Source organism: Halopenitus salinus, assembly GCF_055397165.1.
The window spans coordinates 700656-720308 of sequence record NZ_AP043853.1 but is presented as its reverse complement, the minus strand read 5'-3'; the positions used below and the strand labels follow the sequence as shown (position 1 = coordinate 720308).

General features: G+C 68.3%; 16 protein-coding genes and 1 pseudogene. 10 read left to right on the top strand and 7 right to left on the bottom strand.

The features are described 5' to 3' along the window. Positions 1 to 78 precede the first annotated feature (78 nt). A complete protein-coding gene (locus ACZ5YD_RS05390; RefSeq protein WP_379746561.1) occupies positions 79 to 729 on the bottom strand; it encodes a hypothetical protein in 651 nt (216 codons plus the stop codon). A 171-nt stretch (positions 730 to 900) separates the two neighbouring features. Further along, a pseudogene (locus ACZ5YD_RS05385) lies at positions 901 to 1191 on the bottom strand (DUF5779 family protein); the annotation flags it as partial. A gap of 350 nt (positions 1192 to 1541) precedes the next feature. Here ACZ5YD_RS05385 and ACZ5YD_RS05380 point away from each other — a divergent pair. From ACZ5YD_RS05380 to ACZ5YD_RS05350, 7 genes are all read left to right on the top strand, one after another. Beyond that, the gene (locus ACZ5YD_RS05380) at positions 1542 to 2756 is read left to right on the top strand and encodes a LeuA family protein (RefSeq protein WP_379746564.1); all 1215 of its coding nucleotides are present in this window, start codon (positions 1542 to 1544) and stop codon (positions 2754 to 2756) included. Positions 2757 to 3099: 343 nt separating this feature from the next. Then, on the top strand, positions 3100 to 4968 hold the full coding sequence (gene ilvB / locus ACZ5YD_RS05375; RefSeq protein WP_379746533.1) for a biosynthetic-type acetolactate synthase large subunit: 1869 nt from the start codon (positions 3100 to 3102) through the stop codon (positions 4966 to 4968). A gap of 89 nt (positions 4969 to 5057) precedes the next feature. Beyond that, on the top strand, positions 5058 to 5723 hold the full coding sequence (gene ilvN / locus ACZ5YD_RS05370; RefSeq protein WP_379746567.1) for an acetolactate synthase small subunit: 666 nt from the start codon (positions 5058 to 5060) through the stop codon (positions 5721 to 5723). Positions 5724 to 5736: 13 nt separating this feature from the next. Continuing rightward, positions 5737 to 6792, top strand: coding sequence for a ketol-acid reductoisomerase (gene ilvC / locus ACZ5YD_RS05365; RefSeq protein WP_379746536.1), 1056 nt, complete (start codon positions 5737 to 5739; stop codon positions 6790 to 6792). A gap of 57 nt (positions 6793 to 6849) precedes the next feature. Further along, on the top strand, positions 6850 to 8271 hold the full coding sequence (leuC, locus tag ACZ5YD_RS05360; protein ID WP_379746539.1) for a 3-isopropylmalate dehydratase large subunit: 1422 nt from the start codon (positions 6850 to 6852) through the stop codon (positions 8269 to 8271). After that, positions 8268 to 8972: a 3-isopropylmalate dehydratase small subunit gene (gene leuD, locus ACZ5YD_RS05355; RefSeq protein ID WP_379746542.1), complete on the top strand. Its 705-nt coding sequence runs from the start codon at positions 8268 to 8270 to the stop codon at positions 8970 to 8972. Before leuC ends, leuD begins: the two co-directional genes overlap by 4 nt. After that, positions 8973 to 9983, top strand: coding sequence for an isocitrate/isopropylmalate dehydrogenase family protein (locus tag ACZ5YD_RS05350; protein WP_379746545.1), 1011 nt, complete (start codon positions 8973 to 8975; stop codon positions 9981 to 9983). Between the two features lie 27 nt (positions 9984 to 10010). Here ACZ5YD_RS05350 and lhgO read toward each other — a convergent pair whose 3' ends face one another. The 3 genes from lhgO to ACZ5YD_RS05335 all read right to left on the bottom strand — a co-directional run bounded on the left by lhgO (position 10011) and on the right by ACZ5YD_RS05335 (position 13473). Next, positions 10011 to 11213 carry an L-2-hydroxyglutarate oxidase gene (gene lhgO, locus ACZ5YD_RS05345; RefSeq protein WP_379746548.1) on the bottom strand — a complete coding sequence of 401 codons (1203 nt, stop codon included), beginning with the start codon at positions 11211 to 11213 and terminating at the stop codon, positions 10011 to 10013. Positions 11214 to 11289: 76 nt separating this feature from the next. Beyond that, entirely contained in the window at positions 11290 to 12462 is a 1173-nt protein-coding gene (locus ACZ5YD_RS05340; protein WP_379746570.1) for an MFS transporter, read from the bottom strand. Positions 12463 to 12531: 69 nt separating this feature from the next. Next, on the bottom strand, positions 12532 to 13473 hold the full coding sequence (locus ACZ5YD_RS05335; protein ID WP_379746551.1) for a dihydrodipicolinate synthase family protein: 942 nt from the start codon (positions 13471 to 13473) through the stop codon (positions 12532 to 12534). A 161-nt stretch (positions 13474 to 13634) separates the two neighbouring features. On the opposite strand from ACZ5YD_RS05335, the gene ACZ5YD_RS05330 reads away from it, so the two are divergent. Both ACZ5YD_RS05330 and ACZ5YD_RS05325 read left to right on the top strand, forming a co-directional pair. Then, the gene (locus ACZ5YD_RS05330; protein ID WP_379746555.1) at positions 13635 to 14399 is read left to right on the top strand and encodes an IclR family transcriptional regulator; all 765 of its coding nucleotides are present in this window, start codon (positions 13635 to 13637) and stop codon (positions 14397 to 14399) included. A gap of 45 nt (positions 14400 to 14444) precedes the next feature. Then, a complete protein-coding gene (locus tag ACZ5YD_RS05325; protein ID WP_379746558.1) occupies positions 14445 to 15515 on the top strand; it encodes an Ldh family oxidoreductase in 1071 nt (356 codons plus the stop codon). A 117-nt stretch (positions 15516 to 15632) separates the two neighbouring features. On the opposite strand, the gene ACZ5YD_RS05320 is transcribed toward ACZ5YD_RS05325, so the two are convergent. Beyond that, on the bottom strand, positions 15633 to 16994 hold the full coding sequence (locus ACZ5YD_RS05320) for a nickel pincer cofactor-dependent isomerase, group 22 (protein ID WP_379801138.1): 1362 nt from the start codon (positions 16992 to 16994) through the stop codon (positions 15633 to 15635). Between the two features lie 183 nt (positions 16995 to 17177). On the opposite strand from ACZ5YD_RS05320, the gene ACZ5YD_RS05315 reads away from it, so the two are divergent. Continuing rightward, positions 17178 to 18419 (top strand): mandelate racemase/muconate lactonizing enzyme family protein, encoded by a 1242-nt coding sequence (locus ACZ5YD_RS05315; RefSeq protein ID WP_379744705.1) that lies wholly within the window; start codon positions 17178 to 17180, stop codon positions 18417 to 18419. 39 nt (positions 18420 to 18458) lie between these two features. Here the strand turns inward: ACZ5YD_RS05315 and ACZ5YD_RS05310 are convergent, their stop codons facing one another. Continuing rightward, a complete protein-coding gene (locus tag ACZ5YD_RS05310) occupies positions 18459 to 19523 on the bottom strand; it encodes a mannonate dehydratase (RefSeq protein WP_379744708.1) in 1065 nt (354 codons plus the stop codon). Between the last annotated feature and the right edge of the window lie 130 nt (positions 19524 to 19653).

Genomic DNA, 19653 nt, shown 5'->3' with positions numbered 1-19653 from the left:
CTCCTGCGGAGGCCGCGGGGAAAGGTTCCCCGAAAGTCCCGCGTATCGGTGGATGGTGATGGCGATCGGTCCCGCGTCTCACCGACCGATCGCCAGGCGCAGTGCGTTCAGGTACGCCGACGGCGCGCGCCGCCGTGCGCCGGCCAGCGCGTCAGCGAGCGCCTCGCCCGCGCGGTCGTGGATTCCCTCGCCGTGCCCGACCAGGATCCGGTCCGGATCGATCCCGGCGAAGGGGGCCCGCGGCGGGATGAGACGCAACATCGGGTGGACGCCGAGGCGTTCGCCTCCGGCACGAAAGAACGGGTTCGTCCCCACGGCTTCCGGGACGATCAGGGTCGATCCGTCGAAGAGTGCCACCTCCTGCCAGGGGGGCAGCGAGGCGTTTCGAACCCGGATCGCCTCGAATCCGGTGTCGGCGAGCCGGGACCCGAACCGCTCGACGGGCGCGTCGAGTTCCTCCTCGACGCCGGTCATCCACTCCGGGATCCAGACGGCGACGTCGTGACGTGTCGCGACCGCGGCGGCGTCGCGCTTGTGGCGGTCCAGACAACACACGACGCCGGCGACGCTCCCCGGATCCGAGAGGAGTTCGTCGAGCTGGTCGGAACCGTCGGGTCCGGGCGGATCGACCGGGTCGATCACCCAGACGTCCGGGGCGCCCCCGCCTTCCTCGTTCGGGACGGTGACGGCGTGGCTCGCCCGCTGCATCGCCTCCTCGGGATGGGCCATCCAGCCGACGCCGCCGTCGAACCGATCGATCACGTGGAGGAACTCTCGGTCCTCGGCCGTCGCGTTCCCGTCCGAGGCCTCCGGGTCGGACTCGTCGCCGGGATCGGACGCAGTCATACGCGAGGTAGGGACCGAGGGCGCTTAAAACACGGCCGGCGCCGACGCGGGTCACTCCGAGAGTCGATCGGTGTCGATGGCGACGTCGGGGGGCGTCACGACGAGAAAGCCGCGAAAGTGCATCAGTTCGCCGTCCATGTCCCGGATCTCGCGGGCGAATCCGGCGGCGAGCTCGTTGAGGTCCCCCTCGATCGACAACACGAGCGTGTTTCCGTACTCGACGTGGCGGATCCACTCCTCCGGAGCCGTCGAGCCGTCGAGTACCCCGAGAACGACGTCCCCGCGTGCGCCGATCTCGTCGAGTTGGTCCTCCGCGTGCCTGAGGTCGAGGTCCCAATCGCCCATACCCGGAGGTCCACGCCCGTGGTAAAAACGGTTCCCCCAGCCGGTCGACGACGTCTCCGGCCGGATCGATCGCATCCGCCGGCGAGCCGCGTTTCGAACGGCTGGGTGGACGCCGGGCCCGTCTCGTTGAGGGGTGGACGAACGTCCAATCGGGTCATAAACCCGGTGCCGGATCACCACCGGACGCGGTCGCCCGGGAGAGAACCGGCCGATCTCTCGAACACGACTCGTCCGAGTCACGCGATCTGTACGTCGTCGATCCGTGATCGTGGGGAACTGTTCCGTCCGATCCGGGCCCATCGCGAAAAGGTTTAATAGTGGAGAGGCCTCAGGACGAAGTGCGATGACACATCATACGGAGGCTTCGTCGGACACCCCGGCGGATCGAGTTCTTCCAGGGCACGATAGCTTCTAACATCGATATCGGTCCTGTCCGAATTTTCGACACGACGCTGCGAGACGGCGAACAGTCACCACGTACTTCGTTCAGCTACGACGAGAAGCGACGCATAGCGTCGACGCTGGACGAGATGGGAACCCACGTCATCGAGGCCGGGTTCCCCGTCAACTCCGATTCGGAGTTCGAGGCCGTGAGCGACATCGCCGCCGCGACGGACGCCACGACCTGCGGGCTCGCCCGCGTGGTCGAAGGCGACATCGAGGCGGCGATCGACTCGGGCGTGGAGATGATACACGTGTTCGTCTCCACGAGCGACGTCCAGCTCGAGGACTCGATGCACGCGACCCGCGAGGACGCGGTCGAGCGCGCGGTGAAGAGCGTTCGCCGGGTCAAGGACGCGGGCGTCGAGTGCATGTTCTCGCCGATGGACGCGACCCGAACCGAGCCGGAGTTCCTGATCGAGATCGTCGAGGCCGTCTCGGAGGCCGACGTCGACTGGATCAACATTCCGGACACATGCGGCGTCGGGACGCCGACGGCGCTCGGCAAGACGGTCGAGGCGGTCGTCGAGGCGACCGACGCCCGCGTCGACGTCCATCCCCACGACGACTTCGGGCTGGCCACCGCGAACGCGCTGGCCGGCTTCGAGAACGGCGCCCACCAGGCGCAGGTCTCGGTCAACGGGATCGGCGAGCGAGCCGGCAACGCCGCATACGAGGAGGTCGTGATGGCGGTCGAGTCGGTCTACGGCGTCGACACCGGGATCGACACGACCCAGATCACCAAGCTGGCTCGGATCGTCGAGGACGCCTCGGACATCCCGGTCCCGGCCAACAAGCCGGTCGTCGGCCGGAACGCGTTCTCCCACGAGTCGGGCATCCACGCGGCGGGCGTGATCGAGAACGCGGACACCTTCGAGCCCGGCGTGATGACCCCGGAGATGGTCGGGGCCGAACGCGAGTTCGTCCTCGGCAAACACACCGGGACCCACGCGGTGCGCAAGCACCTCGAGGAGGCCGGCTTCGACCCGACCGACGCCGAGGTCCGCGTCGTCACGAAGCGGGTCAAAAAGCAGGGCGCGAACAAACGCCGCGTCACCGTCGGCGACGTGGAGCGGTTCGCGGAGGACGAGGGCATCGAGAGACGCGAGGAGGTCAGGGTCTGATGACCCCCTCCGCGTCGGGGTTCGACCGCCAGCGACAGCCCCGGATCGCGGAGCGTCGAGACAGATTTAAGTGTGGCGAGCGGAATTCATCTCGTGATGAGCCGACACGAGACGTTCGCGGACGAGGGCGAGCAAGCCACCGCGACGCTCGCCCGCTCCCCCGGACTCGACAGTCTCGGGCTCGTGATCGGTATCGGAGCCATCGTAGGGGCTTGAGCCCCTACACCACCACCCTTCTTCGAAGCCGGCGTACCGCACGTTCCCCGCGAGGGACCGATCCTCGCGACCCGGAGATCACGGCAATCGACACCGATCGCGACACACAGATGCCACGACACGACCCATGACCACTCGAGACGCACCGATCGACCACGACGAATCGAACCCGACGAACGCCGACGCGGCGGCGGCGAACGGGGAGGACCCCGCGAGCGACGCCGCCGCCGACGGCGGAACCGCGGCCGCCGAGGCGGACGCCGCCGGAGAGGAGGCCGCGGAGGCCGTGAACCGCACGCCCACGACGGGTGCCGAATCGGTGATCGCCGCGCTCGAGGCGGCCGGCGCCGACACGGCCTTCGGCATTCAGGGCGGAGCGATCATGCCCGTCTACGACGCGCTTTACGCCTCGTCGGTCCGCCACGTCACGATGGCCCACGAGCAGGGCGCCGCGCACGCGGCCGACGCTTATGGCGTCGTCTCCGGCGAGACGGGCGTCTGCCTGGCCACGTCCGGTCCGGGCGCGACCAACCTGGTCACCGGGATCGCCGACGCCTCGATGGACTCGGACGCGCTGTTGGCGCTGACCGGCCAGGTCCCGACGGAGTTCGTCGGCAACGACGCGTTCCAGGAGACCGACACGATCGGCGTCACGGCGCCGATCACGAAACACAACTACTTCGCGAGCGAGTCCGACACCGTCGGCGACACCGTCGGCGAGGCGTTCGCGTACGCGGAGACCGGCCGGCCCGGTCCGACGCTCGTCGACCTGCCGAAGGACGTCACGCTCGGCGAGACCGACCGGACCCCGAAGCCGCCGGAGCCGCCGGCCGGCTCGGAGACCGACCCCGAGGCGGATCCCGACGCGGTCGATCGGGCCGCTCGGGCCATCGAACGTGCCGAACGGCCGCTCTGTCTGTTCGGCGGCGGCGTGATCAAAGCCGACGCCAGCGATCAGGCGCGACGGTTCGCTCGCGAGCACGAGATCCCCGTCACCACGACGATGCCGGGGATCGGGTCGTTCCCCGAGGACGATCCGCTCTCGCTGTCGTGGGCGGGCATGCACGGCACGGGCTACGCCAACATGGCGATCACCCACACCGACTGTCTGATCGCGGTCGGGACCCGGTTCGACGACCGGCTGACCGGCGGGATCGAGACGTTCGCTCCCGAGGCCGAGGTCGTCCACGTCGACATCGACCCGGCCGAGATATCCAAGAACGTCCACGCGGATTACCCGCTCGTCGGCGACGCCGCGACCGTGCTCGAACAGCTGCTCGCGACCGTCGAGACGTCGCCGGACGCCGACGAGTGGCGAGAGCAGTGTGCGGACTGGAAGAACGAGTACCCGATGACCTACGCGATGCCCGAAGACGAGCCGCTGAAGCCGCAGTTCGTCGTCGAGGCCTTCGACGAGGCGACCGGCGACGACGCGATCGTCACCACGGGCGTCGGCCAACACCAGATGTGGGCCGCGCAGTTCTGGACGTACACGGAGCCGCGGACCTGGGTCTCCTCACACGGGCTCGGAACGATGGGCTACGGCGTGCCGGCGGCGATCGGCGCGCGACTGGCGGCCGACAACGCCGGCGAGACCGACCGCGAGGTGGTCTGTTTCGACGGCGACGGGTCGTTCCTGATGACGATCCAGGAGATCTCGGTCGCGGTCCGTGAGAACCTCGACATCACCTTCGCGGTGCTCAACAACGAGTACATCGGCATGGTCAGACAGTGGCAGGACGCCTTCTTCGAGGGGCGACACATGGCCTCCGAGTACGGCTGGATGCCCGAGTTCGACAAGCTCGCGGAGGCGTTCGGCGCGAAGGGCTGGACCGTCTCGGAGTACGACGAGGTGGCCGACACGATCGAGGCCGCCCTCGACCACGAGGGTCCCTCGGTCATCGACTTCCGGATCGACCCCGCCGAGAACGTCTACCCGATGGTTCCAAGCGGCGGCGACAACGGCAAGTTCGCGCTCTCGGAGGAGCAGCTATGAGCGGGAACGCCGACGACGCGACCCCGAACAAACCCGATCCGGGATCGCCCCATCGGGACACCCAGGGGACGAACGCCGACCGCTCGGGTATGCCCGGTCCGGCCCCGGAGGAGCGACCCCATCCGGAGGGGCGGCGAAACAGCCAGGGCATCCGGATCGATCCGGCGGTCGAGGCCGAACACCAACCGAGACGGGCGACGATATCCGCGCTCGTCGAGGACGAGCCGGGCGTCCTCTCGCGGGTTTCGGGACTGGTCTCGCGGCGACAGTTCAACATCGAGAGCCTGACCGTCGGCCCGACGACCGTCGAGGGCCACTCCAGGCTCACGATGGTGGTCGAGGAGACCGATCCCGGGATCGACCAGATCGAACGTCAGCTCGCGAAGCTGAAACCCGTGATCTCCGTCGGCGAGCTCGCCGACGACGCAGTCACGACGGAGCTCGTCCTGCTCAAGGTCCGCGGCGACGAGCCCGACAAGGTCCACGCCATCACCGAGATGTACGACGGCGAGACCCTCGATGCCGGGCCGCGAACGATCACGGTCCAACTCACCGGCGACGAGTCGAAGATCGACGACGCGATCGACGCCTACGACCAGTTCGGGATCATCGAGATCGCCCGGACCGGACAGACCGCGCTCTCCCGCGGCGACACGCAGACGGTTCCCGGCGAGGAGCCGGGGACCTCGGGCGAACCGACCGCCCACGCGACGAGCGTGGGCGAATCGACACAGCGAAGTTACGACAATCCCTAATACAGATACATCCATGAGCAACGACACGCCGTTCGAATCCGAGATCTACTACGAAGACGACGCGGACACGTCCCACATCCTGAACAAGACCGTCGCCGTACTCGGCTACGGATCCCAGGGTCACGCGCACGCACAGAACCTGAACGAAAGCGGCGTCGACGTCGTGGTCGGCCTGCGCGAGGACTCCTCCTCGTGGGGCGCGGCCGAGGACGACGGTCTGGAGGTCGCCACCCCCGCGGAGGCGTCAGCACGTGCGGACATCGTCTCCGTGCTCGTCCCCGACACCGTTCAGCCGGACGTCTACGAGAACGCGATCGAGCCCAACCTCGATCCCGGCGACACGCTCCAGTTCGCCCACGGGTTCAACATCCACTACAACCAGATCCGTCCGCCCGAGGACGTCGACGTCACGATGGTCGCGCCCAAGTCGCCGGGCCACCTCGTCCGCCGGAACTACGAGAACGACGAGGGGACGCCGGGCCTGCTCGCCATCTATCAGGACGAGACGGGCACGGCCAAACAGGAGGGACTCGCCTACGCCGCCGCGATCGGGTGTGCCCGCGCCGGCGTCGTCGAGACGACCTTCCGCGAGGAGACGGAGACCGACCTCTTCGGCGAGCAGGCCGTCCTGTGTGGCGGCGTCACCTCGCTCGTGAAACAGGCCTACGAGACGCTCGTCGAGGCGGGCTACTCCCCGGAGATGGCCTACTTCGAGTGTCTCAACGAGATGAAGCTGATCGTCGATCTGATGTACGAGGGCGGACTCGGCGAGATGTGGGACTCCGTTTCCGACACCGCGGAGTACGGCGGCCTCACACAGGGCGACGTCGTCGTCGACGAGCATGCCCGCGAGAACATGGAGCAGGTCCTCGAGCAGGTACAGGACGGCACCTTCGCGCGCGAGTGGATCGCGGAGAACCAGGCCGGACGTCCCTCGTTCACGCAGCTGCACCAGGCCGAGCGCAACCACGAGATCGAGCAGGTCGGAGCGGAGCTCCGGTCGCTTTTCGCCTGGTCCGAGGAGACCGAGGACGAGGACGAGACGGAGCGCGTGACCGCCGATGCCTGAGGACGTGCCGGACGTATCGCGTGCAATCGTCCGCGGTCGCGAGCGGGGGATCCCCCGATGAGCAGCGGAACGCTCTACGATAAGGTCTGGGAGAACCACAAGGTGACCGAGCTGCCGACCGGACAGGACCAGTTGTTCGTCGGTCTCCACCTCGTTCACGAGGTCACGAGCCCGCAGGCGTTCGGAATGCTGCGCGAGCGCGACGTCGAGGTCGCCTTCCCGGAGCGGACCCACGCGACGGTGGACCACATCGTTCCGACCGACGACCGCGATCGACCCTACGCCGACGACGCGGCGGAGAACATGATGGCCGAACTCGAGGAGAACGTCCGCGAGTCCGGCATCGAGTTCTCCGATCCCGACTCCGGGAACCAGGGGATCGTCCACGTCATCGGCCCCGAACAGGGGATCACCCAGCCGGGCATGACCATCGTCTGTGGCGACTCACACACCTCGACGCACGGCGCTTTCGGGGCGCTCGCGTTCGGGATCGGGACCTCACAGATCCGCGACGTCCTCGCGACGGGCTGTGTCGCGATGGAGAAACAGAAGGTCCGACGCATCGAGGTCACGGGCGAGCTCGGCGAGCACGTCACGGCCAAGGACGTCATCCTCACCATCATCCGGAAGCTCGGCACCGACGGCGGCGTCGGCCACGTCTACGAGTACGCCGGCGAGGCCATCGAGAGCCTCGGCATGGAGGGACGGATGTCCATCTGCAACATGTCGATCGAGGGCGGCGCCCGCGCGGGCTACGTCAACCCCGACGAGACCACCTACGAGTGGCTTCGCGAGACGGACGCCTTCGCCGACGATCCCGAGCGGTTCGAGCGGCTGAAGCCGTACTGGGAGTCGATCGCGAGCGACGACGACGCCGAGTACGACGACGTCGTGACGATCGACGGCTCCGCGATCGAGCCGACCGTCACGTGGGGAACGACCCCCGGACAGGGAATCGGAATCACGGAGCCGATCCCGGCCCCGGAGGACCTGCCGGCCGACAAGCAGGACACCGCACGGCGTGCACAGGAGCACATGCGCGTCGAACCCGGAGACACCATGGAGGGATATGAGATCGACGTCGCCTTCCTCGGCTCGTGTACGAACGCACGGCTGAAGGACCTGCGTGAGGCGGCCGCGTTCGTTCGCGGCCGCGAGGTCGCCGACGACGTCCGCGCGATGGTCGTCCCCGGCAGCCAGCGCGTTCAAGCCGCCGCCGAGGCCGAGGGCCTCGACGAGGTCTTCACCGAGGCCGGCTTCGAGTGGCGCGAGCCGGGCTGTTCGATGTGTCTGGGCATGAACGCCGACCAGCTGCAGGGCGACGAGGCGAGCGCCTCCTCCTCGAACCGGAACTTCGTCGGCAGGCAGGGCTCGAAGGACGGCCGGACCGTCCTGATGAGCCCGACGATGGTCGCGGCGGCGGCGGTGACCGGCGAGGTCACCGACGTCCGCGAGATGGAGGAGGTGGTGACCGCATGAGCGGCTCCGACGTCGAGATCGACCACGAGGGCTTCGCCGAGGGCGAGGCCCCCGCCGAGAAGGTGACGGCGGTGTCCGGAACCGGGATCCCGGTCCGCGGAAACGACATCGACACCGACCAGATCATCCCGGCGCGGTTCATGAAGGTCGTCACCTTCGACGGGCTCGGCCAGTTCGCCTTCTTCGACCAGCGATTCGACGACGAGGACGAGGAGAAGGACCACCCGTTCAACGAGGAGCAGTACCAGGGGGCGAACGTCCTGGTCGTCAACGCCAACTTCGGGTGCGGCTCCTCGCGCGAACACGCCCCGCAGGCGTTGATGCGATGGGGAATCGACGCCGTCGTCGGCGAGTCGTTCGCGGAGATCTTCGCGGGCAACTGTCTCGCGCTCGGCATCCCGACGGTGACCGCCGACCAGGCGGACATCGAGGCGCTCCAGGACTACGTCGAGGAACACCCCGACGCCGAGATCGACGTCGACGTCGAGAACGAGCGCGTCGTCTACGACGACGAGGAGATCGACGCCACGGTCAACGACGCACAGCGGAAGGCCCTCGTCGAGGGGGTCTGGGACACGACGGCGCTCATGGGCGCGAACGCGAACGCGGTCCGCGAGACCGCCCGCTCGCTCCCCTACGTTCCGGAGGATCACGTCTCCTCGCCGGACGAGGACGCTGACGCCGCGGCGGGGGACGACTGAATGAGCGAGGAGATCGTCGTCATCGAGGGCGACGGCATCGGTCGGGAGGTCGTCCCGGCCGCCGTCGAGGTGCTCGATGCGATCGCGGACGACTCGGACGCGGTCGGCCCGTTCGAGTACGTCGAGGCCGACGCGGGCGATGCGGTCCTCGCGGAGACCGGCGAGGCGCTCCCCCGGGCGACCTACGACCTGGCGGCGAACGCCGACGCGACGCTGTTCGGGGCGGCCGGCGAGACGGCCGCCGACGTCATCCTCCCGCTTCGCGACGCCGTCGACTCGTTCGTCAACGTTCGGCCGGCGCGTGCGTACCCCGGCGTCGATGCCCTGCGCCCGGAGACGGACGTCGTCTTCCTGCGTGAGAACACCGAGGGCGTCTACGCCGGCCACGAGGACCGCCTCTCCGCGGACCTCTCGACGCTCACGCGGGTGGTCACCGACTCCGCGTCCCAACAGCTCGCGGAGTTCGCCTGCGAGTTCGTCGAGGCCGGTCGCGGCCCCGACCACCGCGACGGCTTCACCGTCGCACACAAGGCGAACGTGATGCGCGAGACGGACGGTCGGTTCCGCGAGACGGTTCTCGAGGTCGCAGACGAGCGCGGCGTCGCGGCCGACGAGGAGCTGATGGACGCGTTCGCGACCAAGCTGCCCCTCGATCCGAGCCAGTACGGCGTCGTCGTCTGTCCGAACCTGGCCGGCGACGTGCTCTCGGACCTCGCGGCGGGGCTCGTCGGCGGGCTGGGACTGCTCCCCTCCGCGAACGTGGGCACCGACAACGGGCTCTTCGAGCCGGTCCACGGCACCGCGCCGGACATCGCCGGCGAGGGGATCGCGAACCCGACCGCCGCGATCCTCTCTGCGGCCATGCTCCTCGAGCATCTCGGCTACACGGCGGCCGGCGGGCGGGTTCGGACCGCGGTCGAGTCCGTCCTCGCCGACGGCCCCCGGACCGGGGATCTCGGCGGGTCGGCGACGACGGCGGAGATGACCGACGCGATCATCGCACGGTTGTAGACCGCCTCGGGGGCGCCCCCTCGAACCCTACACCTTCTCGGCCAGCTGCTCTGCGACGTGTTCGCCGTAGGGGAGCGAGCAGGTCAACCCGGGCGAGACGGCGTTGAGGACGTGAACCGCGTCGTCGGTCTCGATCGACAGCGGATCCTTGACGAGTTCGCCCTCGGCGCTCACGAGCTGGGCGCGGATGCCGGCGTAGCTCTTCTCCAAGTCCTCGCTTTTGACCTCGGGGACGAGCCGTCTGGAGGCCTCCGTGAACTTCCCCTTGCGGTAGGACTTGTTCAGCTCGGAGACCGCGACCGAAAGCATCGTCGGGGAGGCGAGGAGCCGCCGGAACCCCTCGTAGGTGAGCGTTTCGTACAGCTCACGGAGATCGACGTCCGTGTTCTCGTAGGCCTCGCGGCCGAACGCGAGGACCGCGTTCGGTCCGACGATCACCTTCCCGTCGGTCCGTCGGGTGTAGTGGACCCCGAGGAACGGCAGCTCCGGGTCCGGCGTCGGATAGATCATCGTCCGGCACAGGTGCGCCTTCTCGGGGGTAAGCTCGTAGTACTCGCCGCGGAACGGGACGACCTGGTAGTCCTCGCCCACGCCGACCTGATGGGCCAGCGTGTCGGCGTGCAGTCCGGCGGCGTTGACCAGGTAGTCGGCCTCGACGTCGCTGTTGCTCGTGTGGATCCGGTACCCCTCGCCCGACCGATGGATCCGCGAGACGGCGTGGCCCATGTACAGGTCGACGCCGTCCTGCTGTGCCTCGCGGGCGAGGGTGTAGACGTACTGCTGGGAGTCGACGGAGGCCGCCTCGGGGGCATAAAGCGCCGCCTGCCCGACCGCGTGCGGCTCGTGTTCGCGGATCGCCGCCTGCGAGTCGAGCAGCTCGTAGGCGACCCCGTTGGCCTCCGCCTGTGCGGCGAGTTCCTCGAGGTGCGCCTCCTCGCGGTCGTCCTTTGCGACGACGAGCACGCCGCACTCCTCACACGGGATGTCGTGTTCCGCACAGTACTCCTTCATCCGGCTCGTCCCCTCCGTGGCGTACTCCGCTTTCACCGAGTCCGGAGGGTAGTTGAAGCCGGGATGTAACACGCCGGAGTTGCGCCCGCTCTGGTGTTCGGCGAGGTGGTACTCCTTCTCGAGGACGCACACGTCGAGGTCGGTCCGCTCCGCGAGGTGTTTCGCGGTCGACAGCCCGACACAGCCGCCGCCGATGACCGCGACGTCGTGGTGTATCATCGACCGAGAGTAGCCATGACTGCCTAAAAAATCCGCCGCAACGTCGCCGAAGCGCCCGATCGATGATGCATCCCTCTCAGTATCCCAACCCGAGGACGTAGTTCACGACCACGGCCGCGAGGATCACGGCGAGGAGCCCGGAGAGGATGGAGAAGGCGGCGGACCACCCGACGGTGTCCGCCAGAAATCCCGTCGTCACCGACCCGAGCGCGCTGACGACCAGATAGACCGTTCTGACGAGGCCGAATCCCACGCCCTGTTCGTCCTCCGACAGCTCGTCGACGAACCGCGGCTCCACGGTGACGGCCATCCCGAGCCCGGTGCCGATCATGACGACCGCTGCAGCGATGCCGACCAGGCCCGGACCGACGACGAAAAGCGCCATGCCCGCCACGCTCGTGAGCAGGCTGACGCCGACGCCGAGATCCCGCTCGTAGTTGTCCGAGAGCGCGCCGAGGAGGGGCTTGGTCGCCGCCTGTACCACGAAGTACGACGAGAACACGACGCCGGCCGTCGTCGCGGACAGCCCCCGATGCGCGATGAGGAACGTCGGGAGGAACGACGCGACCCCCTGCCAGACGAACGCTCCCGTGCCCGCGATGACGGCGGTGAAGGCGATCGTCGGCCGCGAGAGCAGCTCGAGGACCGGCCCGATCCGCATCCGATCGCGCATCGGCTCGTCGGGACGTTGCGGCTCGCTCTCGCGGACGAACAGCGCGAACGACGCGAAGACGGGAACCGCGACTATCGCCCCGATCGCGACGGCGGGCCGCCATCCGTAGCGCGTGCCGACCCACGCCGCCGCGACCGGGGCGATCAGTCCACCGGCGGGCGCGCCGATCGTGTGGATCCCGATCGCGGTCCCGATGTCGTCGTAGGTCCGCCAGAGCAGGGTCGTCGCGGTGCTGTAGTGGAGCCCCGCCACGGCACCCAACGCGATCACACAGAGGACGAAGGCCGGATAGACCGGAGAGACGGCGACGAGCAGGGCCATCACCCCCGTCCCGCCGACTGCCACGAGGATGATACGCCGCTCCCCGTATCGGTCCCCGAGGACCCCGCTCGGGAACTGCGAGAGCGCGTAGGCCATCCACATCCCGGTCAACGCGACGCCGATCACCGTGTTGGAGATCTCGAAGGCGTCGGTTATCCGCGGGACGACCGGGCTGATCGCGAGCCGTCCAACCATCGTCGCGAAGAACGCGAGCGTACAAAGCGAGAGAACGGTGTGTCTGTAGTGCCAACGCATGTCCATGAACGCGTCAGTTCACGCACCGGCCGACCGCATCCGTCGTCGGTTCCCGTCGTTCGGCGTTGTTCATCGCGCGGTGGCGTGCTCGTCGGTGGCCTCGCGGATCCGTTCGTAATACTCCTCCGCCCGCCGTCGGTCCGTCTCCGAGAGTTCGACGAGCGGCTCCCTCACCGGGCCGCCGTGGAGTCCCGCGAGGTCCATCGCGTGCTTGACCGCCGGGACGTTGTTCGCGGCCGCAAGGTCGTTTTCCTCGCCCGGCTCCTCCCGGAGGTTCTCGAACGGCCGGATCTGCTCGCGAAGCTCCCGCGCCCGATCCCACGCTTCCGCCTCGAGGGCGTCCATCAACGCGAGCACCTGCTCGGGCACGAAGTTTCCGATCCCGGTGGTGAACCCCTCTGCCCCCTCGACGGCGAAGGCGGGGGCGAACCGCTCCGCGATGCCGTTCGACCAGACGACGTCGGCGTCGATCGTTTCGACCATCTCGGAGAAGCCCTTGACGTCGTTCACCGCGTACTTCACGCCGACGACGTTCTCATAGCCCGTGATCTCCGCGAGCAACTCCCGAGTCACCGCCGGACCTCGCTTGTACAGAACGACGCCGAGATCGGTGGATTCGACGATCTCCCGGTAGTAGTCGATCAGGCCGACCTGATGGATGTATGTGTGAACCGGGTGCATGACCATGATCGCGTCCGCCCCGACGTCCTCGTAGGCGGACGCGAGCTCGATCGCGGTTTGGGTGCTCCCGCCGACGCCGCCGACGATCGTCGCCTCGTCGCCGACCGCCTCGGCCACGGTTTCGACCACCGCGACCCGTTCCTCGTTCGTCAACGAGTAGTACTCGCCCGTGTTTCCACAGGGGATGATCACCCGCCCCCCGGCGTCGACGACGTGGCGAACGTTGCTCGCGAGCGCGTCGTGTCGGATCTCCTCGCCGCTCTCGTCGAACGGCGTCGGATTGGTGAAGGCGACGCCCCGAAGGTCGGATTTGATGCGTTGATACTGCACGGACGTGTGAACTATCCGCACGCAGCATAAAGGTATCCGTCGACCGTTCGCTCACGGTCTACCCGTATCCGTCGAATCTCGCTCCGATGTCGATTCTCGCCCCGGAATCACGTTCTCGTTTCGGGAACAGACTTATGTCGGTCGCGGAACTGCCGGCGCACATGACGACGGAACCGACGGGCAGACGGATCCGCGGCGTGCAGATCGGGGTCAGCGTCATCGAGCTGCTTCAACGGGAGGGAACGCTCGGGGTGACGGCGATCGCGAACGAGCTCGGACACTCGAAGAGCACGGTCCACAGCCACCTCCGGACGCTTGCGGACGAGGGTCTCGTGGTCGCGGAGGACGGCGGATATCGGTTGAGTCTGAAGTTCCTCTCCATCGCGCGCGACGTCCGCGACCAGGTCGCGGACTACGACGTCATCGAGAACGAGGTCGACGAGCTGGCATTCGAGACCGGAGAGATCGTGCAGTTCGGAATCGAGGAGTACGAGCGCGTCTCCTACCTGTATAAGGCCGCCGGAGATCGGGCGGTCACGACCGCCTCCCGGATCGGGACCCAACAGCCCATTCACTCGACCGCGCTCGGAAAGACCATCCTCGCACACCTCCCCGCGGACCATCGCGAGGGGATCGTCGACGCCCTCGACCTCGACGGCCGTACTGAAACGACCATCACGGACCGCCAGGCCCTCCGAGAGGAGCTCGATCGGATCGTCGATCGCGGGTACGGCATCGACGACGAGGAGAACATCCAGGGGCTCCGCTGTGTCGCGGCGCCCGTTCTCGACGACGACGAGGTCCTCGGTGCGATCAGCATCTCCGGACCCTCGAGCCGAATCACCGACGAGCGGCTCCACGGCGACCTCGCCGACAGCGTACGGCGCGCGGCGAACGTGATCGAGTTGAACACGAAGTTCGGGTGAGTCGAACGGTATCGTTAATATCGAACGTCCGAATGGCTCCGACGGATGCACACCGTTTCTCCCGACTCGCTGGAGGCGTTCGCACAGGTCGCGATCGAAGGATGCGGGGCGCCGTCCGGGATCGCGGAGACCGTGGCCCGCTCGCTCGTCTCCGCGGACCTCGTCGGCCACTCCTCACACGGCGTGGTCAGGCTTCCCTACTACGCCGCCCAGATCGACGACGGGGCGCTCGATCCCTCCGCGATGCCGGAACTCGAGGAAGCGGGCCCGTTCCACCGGATCGACGGCGGTGGCGCGTTCGGCCAGGTGACCGGTCGACGGGCGGTCGAGCTGGTCACGGAGACGGCGGCCGAACGCGGCGTCGGCATCGTCGGCGTTCACGACTCCGGTCACCTCGGTCGGATCGGCGAGTGGGCGGATATCGTCACGGACGAGGGGTACCTCTTCGCGTCGTGGGTCAACCTCCACGGCGGCGCCCAGCGGATAGCTCCTCACGGCACCGCCGACAGGCGGCTCGGGACGAATCCGATCACCTTCGGCGTGCCCAGCTTCGGGGCGCTCCCGTTCGATCCGATCTACGACGCGGCGACGAGCCAGATCGCCCACGGGAAGATCATCGAACGCGACGGGTCCGGCGAGCGGCTCCCCGAGGACTGGACGATCACGGAGACCGGCGAGCCGGTCGAGTACGCCGCCGACTTCGAGAACGAGGTCGGCGCGCTGTTGCCCCTCGGCGGCATCGAGACCGGCCACAAGGGGTTCGGCCTGGCGACGATGACCGAGCTGTTCGCGGCGATCATCGGCGGCGGCGCGGTCGCGACCGAGGCGGAGCAGAACTGGGCCGGAAACGGCGCCGCATTCGTCGCCATCGATCCGACGGCCTTCACCACGCGGGAGGCGGTCGCCGAGCGCGTCTCCGGGCTCGCGCGCTTCCTCCGCTCTGCGGAACCGATCGAGGAGGGCGGGGAGGTCCTCCTGCCGGGCGAACCGGAGTACCGAACCGCGCGGGACCGGCGCGAGTCGGGCATCCCGCTCGAGGACGCCGTGGTCGAGAACCTCCGGGAGATCGCCGAGGATCTCGGCGTTCGGGCGTCGCTGCCGGAACCGCTTCGGTGAACCGCCTCGCTTCCCCGTGGAACGCGTCTGGTCCGACGAGGCGACCGTACCGGCCCTCATCACCTCGAACGTCGAGGACCGTTCCGACGCGTCCGTCGACCGATTCGTCGGGAAGTCTCACCGGGGCCGCGCGTCCGCGTCGGTCGGCGAGGGCGCCGCGAGTTCGCCGTTCTCGAAGGCGATCGGCTCGGGCTCTGCCACGACCCGCAGGTCGTCGCGCTCGCGCGCCTCCTCGAGGAGCGCCTCGGAGGCGTACATCCGCTCGAGGTGCATCGTGTCGGTCGCCCGGATCACGCGCGCGTCCCATCGATCGCGGACGCCGACGGTGGAGAGACACGCGAGGATCCCCGCCCGGTCGGTCTCGACGGTCGTGGGGATCCGGGCGTTCTCGACGCTCCCGGAGGTCACGGCGTTGATCGCGGTGTCCTCGACCTCGAGGTCACCCAGCAGGTCACGGTGGATGAAGTCGGCCTGGCCGACGCCCGCGGCGTTGCCGTGGGAGGCCGCCGTGAGCGACCGCGTGTAGATACGCCGGATGTCGGGGACCTCGGGCGACGGCTCGTTGAACGCCAACAGCCGACCGGTGACGTTCGTGTCCATCCCGGATCCGCTTATCTCCTTGCCCATCCGGTCGAAGACGACGAGATCGAGGTCGTCGAACGGCAGCGTGGGGAGCAGCTCGTAGGCGGTCTCGAGGAGTTCGGCCTCCCGGTCGAGGAACCCCTCGGGCGGCACGCCCTCGATCTGCTCCGTCCGATCGCGTTGGTCCTCGAGGATGGCGACGCCGCCGACGACGGGGAGCTCCCCGAGGAGGCGTTCGGTGATCTCGGGGATCATGTTGCGGAAGCTCCAGTCGAGCGCCCACGCGTGGGCGGTCTTCGCGCCCTTCTGTTTGCCCATGCCGATGACGAGCATCTTCGAGAGGCCGCTCTCGACGTCGCCCGCGAACATCGTGTGCGGTTTGATCCGGTTTATCGGCAGGATGGCGTCGGCGTTGACGGCGGTGGCGTCGGCGTAGACGGGGACGTCGCGGTCCGCGGTGCGGCCGACCTCGACGACGTCCATCGACGAGCGGATCGCACAGCCCACGGACTCCTCGGTGACGCCGAGTTCCGCGAGCATCTCGCGTTGGCCCTCGCCCGTCGCGCCGCCGTGGCTCCCCATCGCGGGGAACACGAACGGCTCGTAACCCAATTCCTGTAATTCCGCGACCACGCCGCCGACGATCGACGCGAGGTTCGCGATGCCGCGCGAGCCCGCGCCCACCGCGACCTCGCCGCCGGCCGGCACGTCGCCGAACTCGAGGTCGCGAACCGCCGCGCCCGCGCGCTCCGCGATCTCCGCCTCCGGGATCGGGTCCGTCTCCCACACCTGCTCGATGACCCCGAACTCCGGCAGCTCGACCGCTCCACAGGCCTCCACGATCGTCGCCTCGGGGACCACACGCGAGTCGATCCGGTCGTCCGTCTCGTCTGCCATGGTGACTCCTCGCACGGACGATGGTTAAAACTCGCGTCACGCGTTCGTGGTGCGGTGGGGACGTGCGGACCGACTCGAGGCGTTCGAATCGGCGCGAAGCGTCCGGATCGACCTGAATCGTCCGGATCGGCGCGAAGCGTTCCGACCACGTGGTTTTATGTCACACCCCGCGATTCTCCCGGTATGCGAATCAGCGAGGTGAGAGGGTACGCCCTCTCGTCGCCCATCGACCCGGTACAGTCGCGTCCGTTTCACGGCGGCCGTCGCCGCCTGCTGAAGCGGGACGTCGTGCTCGTCACCGTCGAGACGGCCGACGGGGAGATCGGGTTTGCCTCCGCGGGCGCGAGCAGCTCCGCGATGCGCGAGTACTTCGAGGGGGACTCGCAGGCGAGCTTCGCGGACCTCGTCGAGGGGGAGGTGGCCGACGCCCTCGAGGGCGAGACTATCGAGGAGATCGCGGACGCACACGCGTTGATCGACGCGACGAACCTCCCGGAGCGGGTTCGCCACGAGGCGGCCTCCGCCATCGACGTCGCGCTCTACGACCTGCGGGGCAAGCGGGTCGGCGCCCCGATCTACGAGCTGCTGTGTGCGGAATACGGCACGGAGCCGGACGACGACCTCCCGATGTACGCCAGCGGCGGGATGTACATGCGGCCGGAGGGCTACGCCGACCAGGCGCGGATCGTCGACGAGCTCGGCTTCTTCGGCTACAAGTACCGCCCCGGGATCGGCCCGGACGAGGACGTCCGAACGATCGACCTCCTCGCCGAGACGGTCGAGGAGACCGAGGTGATGCTCGACGCCCACACCTGGTGGAAGCTCGACGGCGACGTCTACGACGCGGCGACGAGGGCGGAGATCGTCGAACACGCCGGCGAGCGTGACGCCTTCTGGGTCGAGGAACCGGCCGCGCCCGACGACTACGACGGGTACGTCGACCTCGCGGGTCGCGGCGTTCCGCTCGCGGGCGGCGAGAGCGAGTCCTCCCCGGCCGGTCTCATCTCGCTCGCCGAGACCGGCGCCGTCTCGTTCCTCCAGGGCGACGTCCGCCATCACCGCGGCTACACGGGCTGTGCGGAGGCGATCGACTACTGTCTCGGCACCGACGTCGAGTTCGTCCCGCACAACTTCGGGACGTGGCTCGGCCTGATCGCGAACGCCCACCTCGTGGCGGCGGCGCCGGAGGTCCGGCTGCTCGAGTATCCAATCTTCGAGGACGACCCCGCACTCGATCACCCGGAGGACCCGGGAATGTACCCATTCGAGCTGGCCTTCGACGTCATCGAGGAGACGATCGACGTCGAGGACGGAACCCTGAGCGTTCCGGACGGCCCGGGACTCGGCGTGACCGTCGACCTCGACGTGATCGACGAGTACCCGCCCACGGAGGGCGCCTGGACGGAGTTCATCTACGACGAGTGAGAGTGGAACTGCGACGAGCGAGGATACGGGACGAGCGATCTACCGTTCGCCGGCGACCCGCGCGAGCCCGCGCAGGTAGCCGGCCGTGAAGCCGCGACCGCGGTGGCCCCAGTCCGTGTCGTCGCGCACCGCCGGGACGTGATCGGGGATGACGACTCCCTCGAAGCCGGCGTCGATCAGGGTCCGCATGACCTCGAGTTCGTCGTAGTTGCCGCAGTCGACGAACGTCTCGTTGAACGACTCCGCCGTTCCCTCCACGTCGCGGAAGTGGACGAAGGTGATGTCGCCGCTCTCGCCGAACTCCCGGACGACGTCCGTGACGTCGATGCCCATCTCGGAGAAGCAGCCGAGACACAGCTTCAGTCCGTGGTGGTCGCTCGGCACCGTCTCCATCGCCCGCCGGAAGCTCTCGACGTTCCGAAACAGCCGCGGAATGCCGCCGATCTCCTCGATGTTCGGCGGATCGATCGGGTGTAACGCGAGGGTGACGCCGGCCTCCTCGGCGACGGGAAGGATCTCCTCGAGGAACCGTTCGTAGTTCTCCCACAGTTCCGCCTCCGTGTACTCGCGCTCGAGGGCCGGGTCGCCGGCGTGTTCGACGTCGTCGAGGTCGAAGCTCGTCGCCTCCGCGTCGCCCCGGACCGGGACCGTGCCGGTCCGCATCGGGACGACGCCGCGGGGGTTCCACTGGTAGCCGAGGATCGGGAGGTCCGCCTCGCCCATGTTGTAGAGCAGCTCCTCGATCGCGGCGAGCTGCTCGTCGCGGCCCTCGCGGTCGAACTTGACGTCCCCGTAGCAGTTGTACCCGAGGGTGTGGATCCCGGCGAGGTCGACGCCGTAGCTCTCACACGCCGCAGAAAGCGACTGAAGGTACTCCACGGAGGGGACCTCCTCGGGACCGAGGGGAAGCCGCCGGTCGGTCTCGGTCCGATCGCTCTCGTCGACGAAGATGTCGCCGCCGGTCCCGCCCTCCGGCTCCGTGGGATTGACGAAGACGTCCGTCACGCCGAGCTGTCGGATGTACTGCAGTCGCTCGTCCGAGAGCGTGTTGGTTCGAAACCCGACGCGTACGGGACCGTCTTCCGGGTCGCCTCGGTGGCTCATACCCGGGCGTGCCGAGAGGATAAATATATAGATACCGATCCGGCACCCCGGCGTGTCCACCCGTGTTCCAACCGCCGTCCCGGATCGCGGGGCGGCGTAGCGCCCTCCCCGGCCGATCACCGCGACCGTG

What these genes read in the sequence shown, in the direction of transcription:
- ACZ5YD_RS05390 (WP_379746561.1), bottom strand. Translation starts at nt 729, where the DNA reads ATGGCCCATCCCGAGGAGGCGATGCAGCGGGCGAGCCACGCCGTCACC.
- ilvB (WP_379746533.1), top strand. Translation starts at nt 3,100, where the DNA reads ATGACCACTCGAGACGCACCGATCGACCACGACGAATCGAACCCGACG.
- ilvN (WP_379746567.1), top strand. Translation starts at nt 5,058, where the DNA reads ATGCCCGGTCCGGCCCCGGAGGAGCGACCCCATCCGGAGGGGCGGCGA.
- ilvC (WP_379746536.1), top strand. Translation starts at nt 5,737, where the DNA reads ATGAGCAACGACACGCCGTTCGAATCCGAGATCTACTACGAAGACGAC.
- leuC (WP_379746539.1), top strand. Translation starts at nt 6,850, where the DNA reads ATGAGCAGCGGAACGCTCTACGATAAGGTCTGGGAGAACCACAAGGTG.
- leuD (WP_379746542.1), top strand. Translation starts at nt 8,268, where the DNA reads ATGAGCGGCTCCGACGTCGAGATCGACCACGAGGGCTTCGCCGAGGGC.
- ACZ5YD_RS05350 (WP_379746545.1), top strand. Translation starts at nt 8,973, where the DNA reads ATGAGCGAGGAGATCGTCGTCATCGAGGGCGACGGCATCGGTCGGGAG.
- lhgO (WP_379746548.1), bottom strand. Translation starts at nt 11,213, where the DNA reads ATGATACACCACGACGTCGCGGTCATCGGCGGCGGCTGTGTCGGGCTG.
- ACZ5YD_RS05340 (WP_379746570.1), bottom strand. Translation starts at nt 12,462, where the DNA reads ATGCGTTGGCACTACAGACACACCGTTCTCTCGCTTTGTACGCTCGCG.
- ACZ5YD_RS05330 (WP_379746555.1), top strand. Translation starts at nt 13,635, where the DNA reads ATGACGACGGAACCGACGGGCAGACGGATCCGCGGCGTGCAGATCGGG.
- ACZ5YD_RS05325 (WP_379746558.1), top strand. Translation starts at nt 14,445, where the DNA reads ATGCACACCGTTTCTCCCGACTCGCTGGAGGCGTTCGCACAGGTCGCG.
- ACZ5YD_RS05320 (WP_379801138.1), bottom strand. Translation starts at nt 16,994, where the DNA reads ATGGCAGACGAGACGGACGACCGGATCGACTCGCGTGTGGTCCCCGAG.
- ACZ5YD_RS05315 (WP_379744705.1), top strand. Translation starts at nt 17,178, where the DNA reads ATGCGAATCAGCGAGGTGAGAGGGTACGCCCTCTCGTCGCCCATCGAC.
- ACZ5YD_RS05310 (WP_379744708.1), bottom strand. Translation starts at nt 19,523, where the DNA reads ATGAGCCACCGAGGCGACCCGGAAGACGGTCCCGTACGCGTCGGGTTT.